Source organism: Streptomyces hebeiensis (assembly GCF_052983195.1).
This window is the reverse complement of the sequence record NZ_CM129812.1, coordinates 4,228,181-4,247,667: the sequence shown is the minus strand read 5'-3', so window position 1 is coordinate 4,247,667 and position 19,487 is coordinate 4,228,181. Positions and strand designations below refer to the sequence as shown.

At 73.1% G+C, this 19,487-nt stretch carries 14 protein-coding genes, 1 tRNA gene and 1 pseudogene; 12 read left to right on the top strand and 4 right to left on the bottom strand.

Going from position 1 to position 19,487, the window contains the following annotated elements; genetic code table 11:
* The first annotated feature begins 221 nt into the window (after window positions 1–221).
* Window positions 222–3,530 carry a right-handed parallel beta-helix repeat-containing protein gene (locus ACU6P3_RS18595; protein ID WP_447193283.1) on the top strand — a complete coding sequence of 1,103 codons (3,309 nt, stop codon included), beginning with the start codon at window positions 222–224 and terminating at the stop codon, window positions 3,528–3,530.
* Between the two features lie 57 nt (window positions 3,531–3,587).
* Here the strand turns inward: ACU6P3_RS18595 and ACU6P3_RS18590 are convergent, their stop codons facing one another.
* Window positions 3,588–4,637, bottom strand: a complete 1,050-nt coding sequence (locus ACU6P3_RS18590; protein WP_447193282.1) for a ferric reductase-like transmembrane domain-containing protein — start codon at window positions 4,635–4,637, stop codon at window positions 3,588–3,590.
* Between the two features lie 344 nt (window positions 4,638–4,981).
* Between ACU6P3_RS18590 and ACU6P3_RS18585 the strand changes: the two genes are divergently transcribed.
* From ACU6P3_RS18585 to ACU6P3_RS18550, 8 genes and pseudogenes are all read left to right on the top strand, one after another.
* Complete coding sequence (locus ACU6P3_RS18585; protein WP_447193281.1) at window positions 4,982–5,665, top strand: hypothetical protein; 684 nt, start codon at window positions 4,982–4,984, stop codon at window positions 5,663–5,665.
* A 294-nt stretch (window positions 5,666–5,959) separates the two neighbouring features.
* On the top strand, window positions 5,960–6,652 hold the full coding sequence (locus ACU6P3_RS18580; RefSeq protein ID WP_447193280.1) for a sigma-70 family RNA polymerase sigma factor: 693 nt from the start codon (window positions 5,960–5,962) through the stop codon (window positions 6,650–6,652).
* 101 nt (window positions 6,653–6,753) lie between these two features.
* Entirely contained in the window at window positions 6,754–7,593 is an 840-nt protein-coding gene (locus ACU6P3_RS18575) for a class I SAM-dependent methyltransferase (RefSeq protein WP_447193279.1), read from the top strand.
* A 107-nt stretch (window positions 7,594–7,700) separates the two neighbouring features.
* A complete protein-coding gene (locus ACU6P3_RS18570) occupies window positions 7,701–8,735 on the top strand; it encodes a pyridoxal-phosphate dependent enzyme (protein WP_447197949.1) in 1,035 nt (344 codons plus the stop codon).
* Entirely contained in the window at window positions 8,732–10,042 is a 1,311-nt protein-coding gene (locus ACU6P3_RS18565) for an ATP-grasp domain-containing protein (RefSeq protein ID WP_447193278.1), read from the top strand. Before ACU6P3_RS18570 ends, ACU6P3_RS18565 begins: the two co-directional genes overlap by 4 nt.
* Window positions 10,039–11,505 carry an MFS transporter gene (locus ACU6P3_RS18560; RefSeq protein ID WP_447193277.1) on the top strand — a complete coding sequence of 489 codons (1,467 nt, stop codon included), beginning with the start codon at window positions 10,039–10,041 and terminating at the stop codon, window positions 11,503–11,505. Before ACU6P3_RS18565 ends, ACU6P3_RS18560 begins: the two co-directional genes overlap by 4 nt.
* Window positions 11,412–11,732, top strand: a pseudogene (locus ACU6P3_RS18555) (BlaI/MecI/CopY family transcriptional regulator); the annotation flags it as partial. The gene ACU6P3_RS18560 and the pseudogene ACU6P3_RS18555, both read left to right, overlap by 94 nt.
* 101 nt (window positions 11,733–11,833) lie before the next feature.
* Entirely contained in the window at window positions 11,834–12,745 is a 912-nt protein-coding gene (locus ACU6P3_RS18550; protein ID WP_447193276.1) for a M56 family metallopeptidase, read from the top strand.
* Between the two features lie 54 nt (window positions 12,746–12,799).
* Here ACU6P3_RS18550 and ACU6P3_RS18545 read toward each other — a convergent pair whose 3' ends face one another.
* Window positions 12,800–13,840 carry a C40 family peptidase gene (locus ACU6P3_RS18545; protein WP_447193275.1) on the bottom strand — a complete coding sequence of 347 codons (1,041 nt, stop codon included), beginning with the start codon at window positions 13,838–13,840 and terminating at the stop codon, window positions 12,800–12,802.
* Between the two features lie 646 nt (window positions 13,841–14,486).
* A tRNA-Thr gene (locus tag ACU6P3_RS18540) sits at window positions 14,487–14,563 on the bottom strand.
* Between the two features lie 204 nt (window positions 14,564–14,767).
* On the opposite strand from ACU6P3_RS18540, the gene ACU6P3_RS18535 reads away from it, so the two are divergent.
* The 3 genes from ACU6P3_RS18535 (at window position 14,768) to ACU6P3_RS18525 (ending at window position 17,343) form a co-directional block, all read left to right on the top strand.
* Window positions 14,768–15,892, top strand: coding sequence for an ABC transporter ATP-binding protein (locus ACU6P3_RS18535; RefSeq protein WP_030755332.1), 1,125 nt, complete (start codon window positions 14,768–14,770; stop codon window positions 15,890–15,892).
* 184 nt (window positions 15,893–16,076) lie between these two features.
* Entirely contained in the window at window positions 16,077–16,505 is a 429-nt protein-coding gene (locus ACU6P3_RS18530) for a hypothetical protein (RefSeq protein ID WP_030755335.1), read from the top strand.
* A 121-nt stretch (window positions 16,506–16,626) separates the two neighbouring features.
* A complete protein-coding gene (locus tag ACU6P3_RS18525; RefSeq protein WP_352088551.1) occupies window positions 16,627–17,343 on the top strand; it encodes a nucleotidyltransferase family protein in 717 nt (238 codons plus the stop codon).
* 185 nt (window positions 17,344–17,528) lie between these two features.
* Here ACU6P3_RS18525 and ACU6P3_RS18520 read toward each other — a convergent pair whose 3' ends face one another.
* On the bottom strand, window positions 17,529–19,379 hold the full coding sequence (locus tag ACU6P3_RS18520; protein WP_447193274.1) for a DoxX family protein: 1,851 nt from the start codon (window positions 19,377–19,379) through the stop codon (window positions 17,529–17,531).
* Between the last annotated feature and the right edge of the window lie 108 nt (window positions 19,380–19,487).

The following is a 19,487-nucleotide window of genomic DNA, read 5'->3' as shown; positions in this document are numbered from 1 at the left end:
GTCGTGGACTCGTCGTGCAGTGATCCGCACACGTCCGATCTCGTCAGATCTCATCCGAACTCGTCCGAACTCGTCCGTCCCTCCTGGAACATCGCCGCACCGGTCCCGTAGCCTTCACCGCGTGCGCACAGCCGTACGTACCCGGACGCGAACCAGTCCCCTGCCGGCCCCCTGGGTGGGAGAGGCACGCGGCGGCGGCACCACAACGAGGAGGATCGAGCGTGTCACGGCAGTTGCTCAGGGTCGGGTCGGAACAACCGGACAGCTTCCGGACGATCGGTGATGCCCTGGACAAGGCACGCACGGGTGCGGTGATCCGGGTACACCCCGGCCGCTACCCGGAGAACCTCACGGTCAGGACCCGGGTCACCATCGTCGCCGACGGCGAGCCGGGCAGCGTCGAGATCTGCCCGCGGCGGGGCACCGCCGTCGTCCTCGTCGCCGACGCCGTCATGCTCACCGACCTGACCCTGCGCGGCGGGAGCGAGGACCTGCCGGTGGTCGACGCGCCGCGCGGCCAGGTCGCGATGGACGGCTGTACGGTCATCGGCTCCGGCTGGACGGCCGTCCTGGCCCGCGAGTCGGGCTCGGTGGCCATGCGCGACTGCCGGGTCAGCAACCCGAAGGGCGCCGGCGTCGTGGACTCCGCGCCCACGGGCAGCGTCATCGCCGGCTGCCTCATCGAGAACCTCGGCACCTCCGGCGTCGTCATCGGCGCGGAGGCCCGCTCGACCGTGAAGGACTGCCGGATCCGCGACGCCCGCGCCAACGGCGTGCTGACCTCCGACGAGGCGCAGGGCCTGGTGGAGGACTGCGACATCTCCGGTACGGACAAGCCGTCCATCGCCCTGGAGGGAACCAGCGGCACCCGGGTCGTGCGCACCTCGGTGCACGACACCTCCGTCGGTGTCTACATCACCAGCACCGCGCGCCCGGTCCTGGAACACGTCACCGTCACCGACACCTCGGGCCCCGGCATCATGCTGGCCGCGAGCGCCGACCCCGAGTTCCTGAACTGCCGTACCTCACGCACCAAGGGCAGCGGCCTCGCCGTCACCGAACGCTCCCGGGGCACCTTCCAGGACTGCGAGTTCGACACCGCCGCCGCGCCCGCGATCCGGGTGATCAACTCCAGCGCGCCCACCCTGACCGGCTGCGCGGTGCGCGACTGCGCGGACGCGAACGGCGCCGTGCTGCTGGAGGAGGAGTCGTCCGCGGAGTTCGACGACCTGCTGGTCACGGACGCGGCCGGCACCGGCATCCGGATACGCACCGGCGCCAACCCGCTGCTGCGCCGCGCCCGGATCACCTCGCCGGGCGGCCACGGCGTCGAGGTGATCGAGGACGGGCGCGGCCGGCTGGAGCACTGCGAGATCGACCGGGCGGGCGGCGCCGCGGTACGGATCGCCTCGGGCGGCAACCCCGACATCCGCGACACGGTCATGCGGGCGGCGACCGACGCCACCGTCTCCGTCGGCTCGGAGGGACGCGGCACCCTGCGGGACTGCCGGATCGAGTCCGCCACGGCCGGCGGCATCACGGTGGACAACGGCGGCGAACTCTCCGTCCTGCGCGCCCACATCACCGACTGCGGCGCCCACGGGATCCTGCTCGCCAACGGCTCCCGCGCCACTCTCACCTCCTCCCAGGTCATCGGCAGCGTCGGCGACGGCATCCGGATCGACAGCGCCGAGCCCGTCACCGTCACCGGCTGCACCGTCCGCGACAACCGCGGCGCGGGCCTCAAGCAGACGAGGGTGAACGAACGGCTCACGGTGGAGGACCTGAACAGCGCCGGCAACGTGGCCGAGGACGCGTGGGGCGACACCCTGCCGCTGGACGCCGCGAACGGCAAGGCCGGTGACTCGTCCAAGCAACCCGAGGGCCCGCTGGAGGAGCTGGAGGCGCTGGTCGGCCTCGCCGAGGTCAAGAGCCAGGTGCGGACCCTCGTCAACCTCAACCAGCTCAACCAGCGCCGCGCCCAACTGGGCATGCCCGTCCCCCAGATGAGCCGCCACCTGGTCTTCTCCGGCCCGCCCGGCACCGGTAAGACCACGGTGGCCCGGCTGTACGGAGGCATCCTGGCCAATCTGGGCGTCCTGCGCTCCGGGCACCTGGTGGAGGTCTCCCGGGCCGACCTGGTCGCGCAGGTCATCGGTGGTACGGCCATCAAGACGACCGAGGCGTTCAACGAGGCGCTCGGCGGCGTGCTGTTCATCGACGAGGCGTACACGCTGCTCTCGGACAGCAAGGGCTCCGGCGCCGACTTCGGCCGGGAGGCCGTCGACACGCTGCTGAAGCTGATGGAGGACCACCGCGACGACGTGGCCGTCATCGCCGCCGGCTACACCGGCGAGATGGACACCTTCCTCTCCTCCAACCCGGGCCTGGCCTCCCGCTTCACCCGCACCATCGAGTTCGCCAACTACTCGGTCGACGAGCTGGTGACGATCACCGAGAACATGTGCGCGGGGCACCGCTACGAGCTCGACCCGCGGACGCTGGACGCCCTCGCCCGGCACTACGAGCGCATGCCGCGCGACGCCACGTTCGGCAACGGCCGTGCGGCACGCCGGGTGTTCGAGGAGATGGTGGACCGGCAGGCGTCCCGGCTCGCCTCCATGACGAACCCGGCGGAGAGCGATCTCACCCTCCTGCTGCCCGAGGACGTGGGGGCGGACGCGGGCACGCCCGCGGACGACGGCCCCGGCTCCGAGGAACTGCTGGCCGAGCTGCACTCCATGATCGGCCTCACCGCGGTCAAGAACGAGGTGACCGCCCTGGTCAACCTGCTCACCGCGGCCAAACAGCGCAAGGCCGCCGGGCTGCCCACCCCGAGGATCAGCAACCACCTCATCTTCTCCGGGCCGCCCGGTACGGGTAAGACCACGATCGCGCGCCTCTACGCGGACCTGCTGCGCTCCCTCGGCGTCCTGCCCAAGGGCCAGCTGGTCGAGGTCGCCCGCGCCGATCTGGTGGGCCGCTACGTGGGTCACACGGCGCAGCTCACCAAGGAGGCGTTCGAGCGCGCCATGGGCGGTGTGCTGTTCGTCGACGAGGCGTACACGCTCACCCCGGAGGGCGCGACCTCGGACTTCGGCCGGGAGGCCGTCGACACGCTGCTGAAGCTGATGGAGGACCACCGCGACGAGGTCGTCGTCATCGCCGCCGGCTACACGCACGAGATGCGCCGCTTCCTCGACTCCAACCCGGGTCTGGCCTCGCGGTTCTCGCGGACGGTGGAGTTCGAGAACTACTCCACGGACGACCTGCTGGAGATCCTGTCCAAGCAGGCCACCGGCTACGGCTACGACTGCTCCCCGGAGGCGATGACCGCGCTGCGCGGCTACCTGGACGCCCTGCCGCGCGACCACGCCTTCGGCAACGCGCGCACGGCCCGCCAGATCCTGGAGGGCATGATGACCCGCCAGGCGGGCCGGATCGGCGCGATGTCCGCGCCGGGCCTGGACGACCTGCGCCTGCTGCTCCCGGAGGACCTGCCCCCGGAGGCCGCGGCCCTGCGCCACTGACGAGCGGGCGCGCGGTGGTGCGGGGGCCGGCCGGTACGGGGCGGCCCCCGCGCTCCGTCAGTCGTGGTTGTGGGTGGACGACGTGTCGGCCGGCGGGATCGAGCGGCCGCCGTCCCGGCCCGTGAGGACGACGGCGAGGATCGCGACGGCGATGGCCGCCACGGCCAGGCGTCCCGCCAGGCGCAGGCTCCAGGTCGGCCACCCCCTGCCGCCCGGGGTCGCGGGCGTCGGCCGGGACAGCCGCTCGGAGCGGCGCGCGGGGCGCAGCAGCCGGGCCAGCAGCAGTGCGGCGATGGGGAGTTGCAGCAGCCAGATCGTGGTGCGGAACCAGCCGTCGTACCAGACGTTCGTTCCGTACAGCAGGGTGTGCCACACGCTCAGGACGTAGACGACGATGACGAAGCGGTGCAGCACCCGCCACGTCTTCGGCCCGATGCGGTGCCTGACGTAGAAGAGCAGGCCGAGCGGAACGGCCAGGTAGAGGGCCGCCTGGCCGACCGGGATCGCGATCTGGCCGGTGCCCGAGTCGTAGCCGCCGGGTACGAACGCCTCGACGAAGGCGGTGTACAGCCGCGCGTGCCAGCGCGCGGTGTCGTGGCGGACGAGTTCCGCGGCGAACAGCAGGGCGTGGGCGGCGATGAGGGCGATCGTGTTGAGGCTGGTGGTGCGGTGGAGCCGTTCCAGGCGCGGCCCCGACAGGGGCAGCCGGCCCGGCCGGGGCCCGGAGAGCAGGAGGCCGAGAACGACCGTCACCCAGGCCCACAGCAGGGCCGCCCAGCCGAACGCCTGGCTGAGGAAGTACATCCAGAAGCCCTCGACGTCGGCCATGAACGGCATGACGGACACGGTCGACGACGTCTTCGCCCGAATGCGGGCCAGGAGGAGCGCGAACACGGCCGCTGTGACCACCAGCGCGACCAGCCCGTCCGGTAACGACGCCTTCAGGTCCGACCTGAGCGTGGTCCGCGCGGGGCGGCGTTCCGTGCCGGTGGCGGTCGCGCCGACCGCTTCGGGAGCCCCGCCGGGCACCGGGGGTTCAACGGAGGACTCGCTGGACACCGGGATGTCGCCGGGCTCGGATGCGGCGGACGCTGGGGGCGGTTTCATGGGAGCGGCCTTCTCGATGGCGCCGGTCGGCGGGTGTGGATGTACGCGGGTGCGGATGTACGCGGGTGCGGATGTACGCGGGTGCGGATGTACGCGGGTGCGGATGTACGCGAGGTACGGGTGTCGCGAGGTACGGGTGTACGCGGCTACGCGTGTGCGGGAGTACGGGAGTACGGGTAGGGACGTCACCCAGCAGTCGGATCCAGCGCGCGGAAAGTTCCCCCGGCCCGGCTGTGACATGAATCACACGCCTCCGAGTGTCGCTCTATACGCGCCGAAGACCTGACGTATCCGGACTGCGAACCCTTTTCCGAAGCCCTGTCCGGACTGGCACGCTGACCCCCATGGGAGCCGGAACCGCACTCCGCCTCACACGCACCGCGGTCTTCGCGGTCGTGTGCGTCTCCCTGTCCGGTCTCGGCCACGCGCTCCGGTCCCCGGCGCCGCTGTCCCCGTCCGTCCTGGCGCTCGCCTCGCTGGCGGCGGGCTGGGCCGGCTGGTGGCTGACCGGGCGGGACCGCGGGGCACGGGCCGTCGCCGGCGTCTGCGCGGCCGGGCAGATCCTGCTGCACGCCCTCTTCACCTGGGCCCACGCGTTCCCGTCGGCCGACGCCCAACAGGCCATGGGCGGCGCCTCCGGAGGGTCCCACGCCCCGATGACGATGGCGCACGCCCAGGCGGGAACGGGTGACGGTCCCGTCGATCTCATGGCCCTCGTCACGGCCTTCGCCTCGGCCTTCGACGGCCACGCGCTGCCCCCCGGTATGGCGGCGGCCCACATGGTCGCCGGCGCGCTGTGCGGCTGGTGGCTGTGGCGCGGCGAAGCCGCCGTCCACCAACTCGGCCGGTGCCTGGCCGTGTTCGTCGCGGCGCCGCTCCTGCTCGCCTGGCGCCCGCTGTCCCTCGCCCGGACCGTCCCGCCGAGGCCGCGCGTTCGCGCACCGCGCCGCCCGTCCCGCCGCCCGCGCCACCTCGTGGTGCTGTGCGCCGCCGCCCGCCGGGGCCCGCCTCTCCTCCCCTCCGCGTAAACACCGTTCGGCGGCGCCCTCGTGGCCGTCCACCCATGAACTCCGCCGGACGGCCGTGAACCCGGCCGCGCGACCCCGCCCACCTGGCCGCGCAGCCCCTCATCGGCCGCCCAGGTGCCCGTCGGGCACCACGTCAGGCCGCCCGCCGGGCACCTCATGACGCACGCCTGCCTGCCGGTGCCTGCCCACACACCCGCCGGAGCCCTACGGACAGCACCGCGGCCCGCCACGCCCTGGCGTGGCGACCGCGGCACGTCCGGCGCGGCTCCGCGAGGACGCGAAGGACCTTGTTCGATGTGCCCTGCCCCCGTGCCTTCTCCCGCCGCCGCGAGGCGTCACCCTCCGTACCCCCCGAGACCGAGGCCCCCCGCCCCGGCGCGGGACCCGCGCGGGTCCCGCGGCGACCGGCACGACGCCCAGGTCACCGCGTGGGCGCTGGCGGCGGGGGGCGGCGACCGCGAGGCCGCCGAACGTTTCGTACGGGCCACTTACGGCGACGTGAAGCGGTTCGTCACCTACCTGAGCTCGCTGAGCGCTCCGGGCCGCCCGAGCGTCGACGCCCCGGCGGCCGACGACCTGGCCCAGGAGACCTATCTGCGGGCCCTGCCCGGCCTGGCGGGGTTCGCGGGCCGGTCCTGTGCCCGCACCTGGCTGCTGTCGATCGCGCGGCGCGTCGTCGTCGACCGTCACCGCGGCGCCGCCGCCCGCCCCAGGCTCGCCGACGCCACCGACTGGCAGGCGGCGGCCGAACGGTCCCAGGCCCGCCACCTGCCGGGCTTCGAGGAGGGCATCGCGGTCCTCGACGCACTGGACACGCTGGACCCGCCACGGCGACAGGCCTTCGTCCTGACCCAACTGCTGGGTCTCACCTACGCGGAGGCCGCCCACGCCGTCGGCTGCCCCGTCGGTACGGTCCGCTCCCGGGTCGCCCGCGCGCGACGCGACCTGACGGGGATATGGCGGGCGGACGCCGGCCCCGCCCCGTAGTGAAAGGCGACGGACCCGCCCGCGGCGGACCCGCCGACGACCGGCCGGACAAGACCTGCACCGGAAACGCTTTCACCTACGCGAATCGAGGCTGTGGCGGTATGCACTGGTACGAGGACGACGGATTCTGGTCGGACTTCTCCGAGACGATGTTCTCCGGGCGCAGGCGCGCGGAGACGGCCGCGCTCGTCGCCCGGTCGCCCCTGCTGGACTTCGCCCCCGGCTCCCGGGTGCTGGACCTGTGCTGCGGGCCCGGTGTGTATCTGGTGCCGCTCGCGCGGCGCGGCTACGCCGTGACCGGGGTCGACCTCAGCGAGGTCATGCTGGAACGGGCCGGGGCCGCGTGCGCGGACGCGGGCGTCGAGGTCCGCCTCGTACGGGCCGACATGCTGACGCACGTCGAGCCGGAGTCGTACGACGTGGTGCTGAACGTCTTCACCTCGTTCGGCTACTTCGACGACCCGGGCGACAACCTCCAGGTGCTGCGCAACGCACACGACTCGCTGGTGCCGGGCGGGCGGCTGGTGATCGATGTGATGGGCAAGGAGGTGCTGGCGGGCTGGATCGGCCGCCCCCAGCTGGTCGAACTGGACGACGGCGGCTACGTCGTGCAGCGCGACACCGTCCTGGACGACTGGTCCCGGTTGCGTACGGACTGGACGCTGGTCCGCGGCGGGACGGCGCGCGAGGCGTCGATCACCTCGTTCCTCTACAGCGGCGCGGAGCTGCGCTCGCTGTTCGAGGAGGTGGGCTTCACGAAGGTGGAGTGCTACGGCGACTTCGACGGCTCCCCGTACGACCAGCGCGCACGGCGCCTCATCGTGTCCGGTGTCCGCGAATCCGCCACAACGGCAGGAACCACCGCAACCGGCGCGACCGGCGCAACCGCCACGACCGCCACGACCGCCGCAACCGTCGCTCCCGGCGAGGAGGAGCGGTGAGACCTCCGGCCACGCCCGTACGCACCGGGACCACCCCCGGCACCGGGACCGCCCCCGACACCGGCTCCCCCGCCACCGCCCTCGTCCACGAGCACGTCACCGACGCCATGAAGGCCCCCGACCTGCTGCGGCTGACCGACAACATCGTGCTCGCCCGGTTCGAGACGATGAAGGTGTACGCCGCGCTCGGCGCGGTCCGTACGCTGCTCGCGCGCGGGACCGTCAGCCCCGGCCAGACGCTCGTGGACAGTTCCAGTGGCATCTACGCCCTCGCCCTGGCGATGGCGTGCCACCGCTACGGCCTGCGCTGCCACATCGTCGCCTCCACCACCGTGGACGCCACGATGCGCGCCCAGCTGGAAATACTGGGCGCCACCGTGGACCAGATGCCACCGTCGCGGAACCTGCGGCTCGACCAGGAGCGGCGGGTGCGCCGGGTACGCCGGCTGATCGCGGAACGGCCCGGCACGCACTGGATGCGGCAGTACCACGACGCCGTCCACTACGCCGGGTACCGGGAGTTCGCCGACCTGGTCGACGCCGCGCTGCCCGGCGTGCCGCTGACCGTGGTCGGCGCCGTGGGCACCGGGGCGTCCACCGGCGGCCTGGTCCAGCCCCTGCGCGGCCGGGGCAGGCCCGTCGCCCTGACCGGGGTGCAGCCCTTCGGCAGCGTCACGTTCGGCAGCGAGGGGTTCGACGACCCGGAGGCGATCATCGCGGGGATCGGCAGCTCGATCCCGTTCGACAACGTCCGCCACCGCCTGTACGACACCCTGCACTGGGTCGACTTCCGGCACGCCATGGCGGGAGCCGTCGCCCTGTTGCGCGAGCACGCGGTGTTCGCCGGGCTGTCGACCGGCGCCGCGTTCCTCACCGCGGCCTGGGAGGCCCGGCACCACCCGGAACGAACCCACCTGGTCATCGGCGCGGACACCGGGCACCGCTACACCGAACGGGTCTTCGCCCGCCACCGCGAGGCACTCGACGCCCGCGCGCTGGAACCCCTGCGGATCACCGGGCTCGCCGACCTCGCCATGCCGTGGTCCGTCATGGACTGGAGGAGACGGGGCCACGACGTGCGCCCGCCGGCCGATCATCCGCCGACCGATCACACGCCGACCGAGGAGGACCGAACCCCGTGACCATCGCCGCCCTGGAAGCACTCACCTTCGGACTGGGAAGGCTGGCGGAGGCGGCCCGGAACGCCGGGCACCGGCTGTGCCTGCTCACCCGGGACCGCGCCGTCTACCGGCACGAACTGGCCGGGCTCCCGGCCGACGCCGTCGACATCGTCGACGTCGACACCGACGACCCGGCCGCGTGCGCCGCCGCCCTGTCGGCGCTGCCCGGCCTGCGCGGGCTGATCAACTCGACGGACACCTGGAGCGTCCCGGGCGCCGACCTCGCGGCGGGGCTGGGTCTGCCGGGTCCCGATCCGGCGGCCGTACGCCTGCTGCGCGACAAGTACCGCGTACGCAACCTCCTCCACGAGCACGGACTCAGCCGCGGCCGGGCCGTCGCGCTCACGGCGGATCCCGGCGCCGCGTCCGCCGTCCTGCGGGAGACGGGGCTGCCCGCCGTGCTCAAGGACACGGCGGGCACCTCCTCCCGTAACGTCTGGCTCGTACGGGACGAACACCAGCTCCACGACGCGCTCGCCGAGGCCGCCCGACAGCCCCTCAAGGGACGGCTGTTCGCGGAACCGTTCCTCGCCGGGCCCGTGTACAGCGCGGAAACGCTCAGCTGGGAGGGGAGCACCCGACTCCTGGGCGTCCTCAGCCGGCAGCTGTCGCCCGAGCCCCGGGTCCGTGAGGAGGCCGCGGCCTTCCCGGTCGCGTTCCCCGCCCCGGACACCGCCCTCCTCCGGGACTGGGTGGGACGGGTCCTCAAAACGGCGGGACACGACAGCGGATTCGCGCACGTGGAATTCATCCTGACCGCCGAGGGCCCGGAGCTGGTGGAGATCAACCGACGCATCGGCGGGGCGCTCGTCGGCGAGGCGCTGTGCCGCGCGCTGGGCACCAACGTGTACGACGCCATGGTCGACACCGCGCTCGGCCGGCGCCCCGCCCTGCTCGACGCCCCGGACCCCGCCGGTCCGGCCCCGGGCCGCACCGACCCCGCAGGTCCCGAAGAGCCCGCGGCTCCCGCAGGCTTCGCGGATCCCGCCCGTCCCACGGGTCCCGCCACCGGTTTCGTGCTGATCTACCCCGACCGGCCCGGCACCCTCACCGGCTGGACCGGCCTCGACACGCTCGCGGCCTTCCCCGGCGCGCCCGAGTGGTACCCCACCGCCGCTCCCGGGGACCGCGTGGAGCACCTGACGGACCAGCGCGGCTGCACCGGGATCGTGCTGGCCGGGGCGGAGACGGCGGAGCTGGCGCTGCACCGCGCCCTGAGCGCGGCGGGAAGCGTACGACCACTCGTCGCCGCCGACGGCGGGGAATGACCGCGCCCGCCCGGTCCACCCGCGACCGTCGGCGTGCCCGCGGCCCTTGGCGTGACCGTTGGCGTGCCCGCGACCGGTTCACCGGACCGCAGCGCTTCCTGCTGGCCGGCTCGTTCCTCATCACCCTGGGGAGCTTCGCCGTACTGCCCTTCATGTCGGTGCTGCTCCACGAGCGGCTGGGCATGCGGCTCGGCACCGTCGGCGTGGTGCTCGCCGTCGCCTCCCTGGTGCAGTTCTCCGGCGGGACGGTGGGAGGTGCCCTCGCCGAGCGCATCGGGCTGCGGCGCACCATGCTGCTGGCCCTGGTGATCCGCACGGCGGGTTTCGCGGCGTTCCTGCCCGGGCTCCGGAACGCGTACGCCGCCGTCGCCGCGCTCTTCCTCGTGTCCTGCGGTGCGGCGCTCTATCTCCCGGCGAACAAGGCGTACTTGGTGCACGGGGCCCCCGAGGCGCGGCGCCCGCTGCTGCTGTCTGCGAGCGGCTCCGCGCTCAACGCCGGCATCGCGCTCGGCCCCCTCGCCGCGGCGCCCTTCGTCCTGAGCGCTTCGGCCGGTCTCCTCGCCACGGTCGCCGCCCTGTTCGCGGCCGTCACCGCGGGACATGCCCTGCTGCCGGCGGAGCGCCGTGCGACGCACCCGGCCGACCGGCCGGAACACGAGAACACCACATCGGAGCACGAGAACACCACAGAGGGCGGAAACATCACAACACCCCCCGCCCGGCGGTGGAGGACGGCACTCACCGGCCCGGCCGCGACGCCGTTCGTCATGACCGTGCTGAGCGTCTACCTGTTCATGTTCTTCCAGCACTACCTCGCCCTCTACGCCGTGCCCAGGACCTCGACGACGTACTACGGTCTCGTCCTCGCCCTCTACGCCCTCCTCCTCGTGGTGGCCCAGCCCCTCCTGTCGGACCGGATCGCCCGCCTGGGCTACCCCCGCGCCCTGCGGATCGGCTTCGCCGCGATGGCCGTCGGCCTGGCCACGATCGCCGTCGGCCACCACGCGGCGGTCCTGGCCGGCGCCCTGCTCGTCTGCTGCGGCGAGATCGTCCTCTTCCTCAAGAACGACCTCGAAGCCCTCGCCCGCTCCCCGCGCGCCCCCGCCGTGGTCTTCGGCCGCCAGCGCCTCGCGGCCGGCCTCGGCGCCTTCACCAGCGGCGTCGTCGGGGGCGAGGGCTACCAACTGGCCGAGCGCACCGGCCGTCCCGGCCTCTTCTGGCTCGGGGTGGCAGCGCAGTGCGTCGTGGTCCTGTCCGTGCTGCCGAGGGTGCTCCGCGTCGGACGCCGCCTCTACCATGGCCCTGCGCGACCGGACGGCGAAGGGGAGACAGGGCCATGCGGCGGCTGGGCGATCTCGAGGCGGAGATCATGGAACGCCTGTGGACCTGGGGCCGCCCTGCGACGGTGCGGGAGGTCGTCGACGACATCAACACGGTACGGCCGGTGGCGTACACCACGGTGATGACCGTCACCAACATCCTGCACACCAAGGGCTGGCTGCTGCGCGCCAAGCAGGGCCGCGCCTGGCTGTACACGCCGGTGCGCAGCCGCGAGGCGTACGCCGCCGCGCTCATGGAGGACGGCCTGGGCGCCAGCAAGGACCGCCCCGCGGCGCTGGTCCACTTCGTCGAGAACATGACCGACGACGAGGTCACGGCCCTGCGGGAGGCCCTGCGGAGCGTGGACCGGAAGAGCGTGGACCGCGACGACGGGCGCCGGAAAGCCGAAGGCCGCCCGGCCGAGGGCCGTCAGGCACCGGACCGGCAGACCGAGAACCGGGAGACCGGGACATGACCGCGGCTCTCGCTCTCCTCGGGTACCTGGCGGCGGTGGGCCTCGCCGCGCCCTACGTGTTGCTGCGCAGCCGGTGGCCGCACCGGGCTCCCGCCCTGGCGGCGGCGGTGTGGCACATCCTGGCGCTCTCGTTCTCGACCGGGGTCGCCCTCCTCGCGTACTGCCTCGCCGCGCCGACCGAGCACATGCACGCGAGCCTGGTGGGGCTGCTGCACTCCTGCGGGCTGAACGTGGGCGCGGTGCGGGCCGATCCCGACACGGCACACCAACTCGCCGTCGCGCTGCCGACCGCCTTGGTCGTCGCGCTGGCCGCCGGTTTCGCCCGCCATCTCCTGCTGGCCCGGCGGACCCGGACGAGGCACCGGGAGGCCGTGGACCTCGTGGGCCGCCACTCGGACGTGCTCCGCGCCACCGTCCTGCCGTACGGCACGCCCGCCGCGTACTGCCTGCCCGGCCGCCGGCCCCGGATCGTGGTCAGCGACGCGGCGGTACGCCGGCTGACGCCCGCGCAGCTCGCCGCCGTACTGGCGCACGAGCAGGCGCACATCGCGGGCCGTCACCACCTGCCGCTGGCCGCCGCGGAGGCGTTCCACTCGGTGTTCCGGCGGCTTCCGCTGGCCCGGCACACCCGGGAGCAGACGGCGCTCCTGCTGGAGATGGTCGCGGACGACCGCGTACTGCGCGGCCACTCCCACGAGGCGCTGGCCACCGCGATGTACGAGATGGCCGCGGCCCGCACCCCGAAGGGCGCGTTCGCGGCGGGCGGCCACACGGTCCTGATCCGCCTGCGGCGCGTACTGGGTCCGCGCGAGGCCGCGCACCCCGCGCTGTGGGGATCGGTCGCCGTCGGGTCCGCGGCGGTTCCGCTGCTGCCGCTGCTGGTCGCCTGCGCACCGGGCCTCGGCTGACGGTTCCGCGCCGCGCCACCCGCGTCCCCACGCCACCGCGCCACCGTGCGGCGTTCAGCCGATCCGTACGCCCCACATGAACGGCATGCCGCTCCGCGCGATCGACTCGTACCGCACCTGCGCGCCGGGCTTCGGCGCGTGGAGGATCTGCCCGTTCCCGGCGTAGAAGCCGACGTGACTGAGGTCGGTACGCATGATGATGAGGTCCCCGGGCCTCATCTCGCCCAGGGAGTTGATCCGGGTGCCGACCTCGGCCTGGGCCTGCGACGTACGGGGGATGGACACCCCGGCCTGGTTGAACGCCCAGGAGGTGAGTCCGCTGCAGTCGAAGGAGTTCGGGCCCGTCGCCCCCCACACGTACGGCATACCGACCCGACTCTTGGCCGCCTCGAAAGCCTGGGCGGCCCGCTGCGAGGCACTCGCCTGGTTGCCCAGCTCGACCCGCTCGCTGGACCGGTTGGCGCGCTCCTCCTCCGCGGCCCGTTCCGCCCGTTCCTTCGCGGTCATGGTGTTGAGGAGCCGCTGGGCCTCGGCGAGCTTGCCCTGGATCTCCGTCTTCCGGTCGGCGAGTTCCTCGCGGGTCTCCTTGAGATCCTTGAGTTTGTCCGCGGCCTGGCTCCGCCGCTGCTCCAGGTCGCGCTGCTGCGACCGGTACTCTTCGAGCGAGGCGACCTGGCGGGCACTCAACTGGTCAAGGGCCGAGGCGCGTTCGAGGTAGCTGTCCGGATCGGATGTGAGCAGCAGCTGCAGCGAGGGGTCGAGGCCGCCGGTCCGGTACTGCGCGGCGGCTATGGAGCCGAGCCGGTTCCGCAGTTCGTTGAGCCCGCCCTGCTTGCGGGCGGCGCTGTCCTGGAGGGCGTCCACCTGCTCCTGGAGCTGCCCGGCCTTCTCCTTCGCCCCGTTGTACTTCTCGGTGGCCTGCGTGGCCTCCTCGTAGAGGCGGTCGACCTGCGCCTGGACGCCCTTCTTGTCGGGGTCCGGCAGCGGATCGGCCGAGGCCGACTGCGTCGAGAGGGCGACGGCCGCCGCCGCGGTGGCGGTGAGCACGGACGCGTACGCCTGGCCGGCCTGCTTGGGACGACGGTGGGACGCCACTGAGGCGGTCTCCTTCTTCCTCGGCCGCCCGGCCCCGCCCGCTCGGCGCGGCGACGGCACCTCCGACAACGGCGCCTCCGGCGTCACGCTGGAAAGGTGAACGACCGCACGGAGGTGCGAACATTTATACTACACAGCTTAGTTGTTTAGTTCCTCGGGACCGCCGACGTTGACCGCGGGCCACCAGGCGGCCCGGCAGCCGCCCCCCGCCCGGCCCCTCCACAGCATCGCCCCGCCCTCCCTGACACGTCGATTCCCCGAATTGCCGCCGGTCGGTCAACCCGACGATGTGCGGTGGGTCGCCTCCCTCGGAGCCGCAGCCTCAGCGAACTGCGCGTTGACCTGTAGAAGCTGTCGGCACGTTGATCGGCGGCCGCCTGGACTCGCGTTCGCACCGGACCGCGAGTGGGCGGTAGCCGAAGAGCCGGGCGACGGACCGCTCTGCCTTCAGTTGCCGTCCGAGTCACTCGGAGAACTCGACGCCGGGCGTGCGGTTCGGGCAGCGATGTATGACGGCGCCCCGGACGCTCCCGACCAGGACGCCGCCTGACGCCACGTTCCCAGAGCGTTCCCATGCGCTCACGCAGAGGGCCCCCGTGATCTTCACGGGGGCCCTCTGTTCGAACTGTTTTCCCTGTTCAGGGAGTGGAGCCCCCTGTCGGATTCGAACCGACGACCTACGCATTACAAGTGCGTTGCTCTGGCCGGCTGAGCTAAGGAGGCGTACCCCCAGCAGTGTAACCGGCCCCGATCACCGGACGGCCCGGGATTTCTTCCGTGCACGAGTACTGACAGATCACATCCGGACAGCTAGGGTCACCTCAAGTTCACCCAGGTGGACTAGACCCGTCCGCCGCGCTCCCGTGGCGGATCCTTCCTTTACTCGGATCGTCCGGCACGTTCCTGCCGGTGAGGGGACATATCACCATGGCTACCGTTTCGTTCGACAAGGCCACCCGCGTCTATCCCGGCGGTGACAAGCCCGCCGTGGACCAGCTCGACATCGAGATCGCGGACGGCGAGTTCCTCGTCCTCGTCGGTCCTTCCGGCTGCGGCAAGTCGACGTCCCTGCGCATGCTCGCCGGCCTGGAGGACGTCAACGGCGGCGCCATCCGCATCGGCGACCGCGACGTCACGCACCTGCCGCCCAAGGACCGGGACATCGCCATGGTGTTCCAGAACTACGCGCTGTACCCGCACATGACCGTGGCCGACAACATGGGCTTCGCGCTCAAGATCGCCGGGGTCAACAAGGCGGACATCCGCAAGAAGGTCGAGGAGGCCGCGAAGATCCTCGACCTCACCGAGTACCTGGACCGCAAGCCGAAGGCGCTCTCCGGTGGTCAGCGGCAGCGGGTGGCGATGGGGCGGGCCATCGTGCGTGAGCCGCAGGTCTTCCTCATGGACGAGCCGCTGTCGAACCTCGACGCCAAGCTCCGCGTCTCCACCCGTACGCAGATCGCCTCCCTCCAGCGCCGGCTCGGCATCACCACGGTGTACGTGACCCACGACCAGGTCGAGGCCATGACCATGGGCGACCGGGTGGCCGTCCTCAAGGACGGGCTGCTCCAGCAGGTCGACTCGCCGCGCAACATGTACGACCGGCCGGCCAACCTCTTCGTCGCCGGCTTCATCGGCTCTCCCGCCATGAACCTGGTCGAGGTCCCGATCACCGACGGCGGCGTGAAGTTCGGCAACAGCGTCGTGCCCGTCTCGCGCGAGGCGCTGAGCGCCGCCTCCGGGAAGGGCGACAAGACCGTCACGGTCGGCGTCCGCCCCGAGCACTTCGACATCGTCGAGGAGGGCGGGACGAACGGCGCACTCTCCAAGGACGCCCCGGCCGGCCTGGCCGTGACCGTCAACGTCGTCGAGGAACTGGGTGCCGACGGTTACGTCTACGGCACCGCCGAGGTCGGCAGCGAGACGAAGGACCTGGTCGTCCGCGTCAACGGCCGCTCCGTACCCGAGAAGGGCGCCAAGCTGCACGTCGTCCCGCGCGCCGGCGAGACGCACGTCTTCTCCACCTCCACCGGCGAGCGGCTGACCGACTGACCCGCGCCCGCCCCGACCGCCCGTGACACGGCCCCGCGCTGCACGCCGCAAGCGCGGGGCCGTGCCCGTTGCCGGCCGTTCAACCCCGGCGCGTCAACACCCAATTCGAAAAAACCTCTCGAACCATCGCTCATTCCGGTGACAAAATGTCGCCATATCATCACCGAGCGCTACGCTCGCCTGCGTGACCCACTCAGCCCGCCGTATCGGCCGAACTCTCGCTGCCGTCCTGCCCGTCGTCCTGGTGCTCTCCGGGACCCTCGCGGTCGCCCGCGTCCCGTGGGCGACCAGCAATGCCGAGTCGCAGATCCTGACCGCCTCGTCGGACACCGCCTCGGTCAGGGCCAAGTCCAAGGCCCGCGCGCCCCAGGACGTCCTGCGCGACCAGCTCCTCGTGGAACTGCAGCGGAAGGACCCGGGGATCGCGCTGACCCACCTCCAACGCGAGGTCGAGGAACGCCCGTCGCTCGCCCAGCACTGCGTCGCGATCGCCCGCGCCCTGGGCCGTGCCGCCGTGACCGCGTACGGGCCCACCCGGGCGCAGTCGTTCTCCCGGCCCGTGTGCGACACCGCGTTCGCGTACGGCGTCTCCCAGCAGGCCGCGGGCAGCTGAGCCGCGGGCACCCGGCACCCCGCACCCGGCACCCCGCAGCCGGCACCCCGCAGCCGTCACCCCGCAGCCGTCACGAACCTGGCCGCGCCGCTGGCCACCCGCCCCGCCTATCGTTCACCGCATGCACTCGTATCCGACGCAGGCCGTGGTCCTGGCGGGCGGCCAGGGGTCGCGGCTGCGCCCGTACACCGACGACCGCCCCAAGCCGATGGTCGAGATCCCCGGCACGGGGACCCCGATCATCGGTCACCAGCTCGCCTGGCTCGCCGCCGAGGGCGTGACCGACGCCGTCGTCTCGTGCGGCCACCTCGCCGAAGTCCTGCAGGACTGGCTGGACTCGGCCGACCTCCCCCTGCGCGTCACCACCGTCGTGGAGCCCGAACCACTGGGGCGCGGCGGTGGTCTCAAGTACGCCGCCGCCCGACTGCCCGAGCCCGAGCGCCCCTGGTACGCCACCAATGGCGACATCTGGACACGGTTCTCGCTGCGGGAGATGGCCGCGTTCCACCATGAGCGCGACGCGACCGCCACGCTCGCCCTCGCCCGGCCACGGATCCCCTGGGGAGCGGTGGAGACGGACGAGTTCGGGCACGTTCTCGACTTCATCGAGTCGCCTCCCTCGCCCTATCTGATCAATGCCGGCGTGTACGTCTTCTCCTCCGCCTTCGTCTCGCTGCTCCCGGACCGGGGCGACCACGAGCGGACCACCTTCCCGCGGCTGGCGCGCGAACGCCGCCTCGCCGGTTTCCCGTTGCCGCACGGCGCCTACTGGCGTGCCATCGACACCGCCAAGGACCTCACCGAAGCCGCCAAGGAACTGGCCTCGACCAGCACCTGACCCAGCCGGCACCCGACCCGGCCAGCGCACCTGACCCAGTCGGCACCCGACCCGCCCCCGAGAGGCCCTCGCGCACGCGGAGGAGCCATTGCCGTACGCGGGGAGCCGGAGCCCCGCGCACGCGGAGAAGCGGGTCCCCGGCCGCGAACCGGCCGGGGACCCGCCCCGCGTACTCCGCTCGGCCGTCAGCCCAGCAGGCCCCCGATCGGGTTCCTGGCCTCGCCGCCGCCACCGCCCGAGGACGAGCCCGTACCGCTGTCGCCGTCGCCGCCCCCGAGGCCCCCGTCGCCCGAGCCGCCCGTCGAGGACGGCCCCTGGCCACTGGGCTCCGGCGGGGCCTGCTCGGCCGTCTGCGGGGGCTGCTGGACCGTGCCCTGGGTCTGGCTCGGCTGCCGCTGCTGCTGCGTCTGCCCCGTACTGGCCGCGCCGCCCGTCTCCGGGACCGCCGAGCCGCCGGGCGTCGACTGCGGGGCCGTGGGGCTCCCCGACCGGGTCGCCGACGGCTCCGACCGTTCGGCGTCCGCGCCACGGGTGCTGTCCGGGGACCCGGAGGCGCTGCCGCCGCCGCGCCCCGGCTTCTTGGGCAGCGGCATGCCGGGCAGCTGGTTGACCGGGTTCCCGTCCGGGCCCGGCACCGTCACCAGGTCCGAGGACCGTACGGCGCCGCCCAGCACCGAGCCGACCAGCAGCGTCAGGCCGATCACCACCGTCGCGACGATCGAACCGCGCCGCAGGACGCGCCGGCGCAGCTCCCAGATCTCGGAGCGCGGTCCGAGCGTGCGCCACGCCTCACCGGCGAGGCGGCCGTCCACCGAGTACACCGGCGCGCCCGCGATGACCAGCGGGGACCAGGCGGCGAGGTAGATGATGTCGGGCGCGTCGTACGCCGGTACGGTCCGCCAGCTGACGGTGAGGAGCAGCGCCGCCGACAGCAGCGCGCCGAACGCGGCGGCGACCCGCTGCCAGAGCCCGAGGATGGTCAGCACACCGGCCACGATCTGGAGGAACGCGACGCTCAGGCCCGCGCCGACGGGGTGCGAGAGCGCGAAGTCCCGCAGCGGCTCCGCCAGTGCCCACGGGTGCAGCGACTGGAGCCACTTGACCATGGAGCCGCGCTCGCCGCCGTCGAAGTAGACGGGGTCGCAGAGCTTGCCCATGCCCGCGTAGACGGAGATGAAGCCGAGGAAGACGCGGAGCGGGAGCAGCACCACGCCGAGGTTCATGCGACGGCCGGGGTAGTACGCGTGCCGGACGGAGTCCGCGCCGTGCCGCTGCGTGCGGGGCCGGTCGTCGCCCTCGGCGTCGCCGTCGGTCTCCGGGTACCGGTCCGCGTCGCGGTCGAACTCGTCGTCGCGGTCGAAGTCGCGGTCGGGGTACGCGTCGTCCCCGGCGCCGGTGCCGCCGGCCCCGTGGCCGTACGGCGGGCGCCCCGCCACCTCGGTGCCCTGCGTGTACGTCGTGTCGTACGCGCCGACGGCCTGCCGCATCGGCGGCAGCAGCGGGGCGGTCCGCGCGCCCGGCACGGCGGGACGGGCGGGGGGCGGGACGGAGCCGCCGGAGCGCGGGCTGCCGACGATGGGGGTGGGGACCGTGCTCTCGGCGTCGTCGAAGCCGATCCGGGGGATGACCTGCGTCGCGCCGGCCTCGTGCGTCAGGGCGGCGCCGGACCCGCCACGGGGCGGAGCGCCCGCGGCCTGCGGCTGCGAACCGGCCCGGGAGCCCGCCGAGGAGTTCCGTACGGCCTGGAGCAGCCCGGACGCAGCGGGGTCGCCCGGCTCGGACTTCCCGCTCCAGACGACCGGGGCGCGGCGCCTGGCACCACCCCCGGTGCCGCGCAGGGCGGGGACGCGCGCCGTGTCCGCCCCGCGCGCGCCACGGGCGGGGCGAGCGGGGCCGGGGCGCTGGGGCGATGCGAGCTTCACCCGGAAGCTGGCGTGGTTCACGATGACCTGCGCGGGGTCGCAGTCCACTTTGAGCATGCTCAGCGGGGGCTGATCGTCGAACCCGGGCCGGGGCGTTCTGGTGTCCACACTCATCTAACCGAGTGACTTGTGTTTAGGACACTGCCTTGACGGCCGGGATCTGTCCGAGACCCGTCAAGATCGTTTGAGGCGCCGGAACAGCCGCCGCCCCGCCCGCCCCGG

Bases quoted from the DNA above. Each gene is read 5' to 3' on its own strand.
- ACU6P3_RS18560 (WP_447193277.1), top strand. From the start codon at position 10,039: ATGACCGCGCCCGCCCGGTCCACCCGCGACCGTCGGCGTGCCCGCGGC.
- ACU6P3_RS18525 (WP_352088551.1), top strand. From the start codon at position 16,627: ATGCACTCGTATCCGACGCAGGCCGTGGTCCTGGCGGGCGGCCAGGGG.
- ACU6P3_RS18535 (WP_030755332.1), top strand. From the start codon at position 14,768: ATGGCTACCGTTTCGTTCGACAAGGCCACCCGCGTCTATCCCGGCGGT.
- ACU6P3_RS18520 (WP_447193274.1), bottom strand. From the start codon at position 19,379: ATGAGTGTGGACACCAGAACGCCCCGGCCCGGGTTCGACGATCAGCCC.
- ACU6P3_RS18585 (WP_447193281.1), top strand. From the start codon at position 4,982: ATGGGAGCCGGAACCGCACTCCGCCTCACACGCACCGCGGTCTTCGCG.
- ACU6P3_RS18580 (WP_447193280.1), top strand. From the start codon at position 5,960: ATGTGCCCTGCCCCCGTGCCTTCTCCCGCCGCCGCGAGGCGTCACCCT.
- ACU6P3_RS18590 (WP_447193282.1), bottom strand. From the start codon at position 4,637: ATGAAACCGCCCCCAGCGTCCGCCGCATCCGAGCCCGGCGACATCCCG.
- ACU6P3_RS18570 (WP_447197949.1), top strand. From the start codon at position 7,701: ATGAAGGCCCCCGACCTGCTGCGGCTGACCGACAACATCGTGCTCGCC.
- ACU6P3_RS18575 (WP_447193279.1), top strand. From the start codon at position 6,754: ATGCACTGGTACGAGGACGACGGATTCTGGTCGGACTTCTCCGAGACG.
- ACU6P3_RS18550 (WP_447193276.1), top strand. From the start codon at position 11,834: ATGACCGCGGCTCTCGCTCTCCTCGGGTACCTGGCGGCGGTGGGCCTC.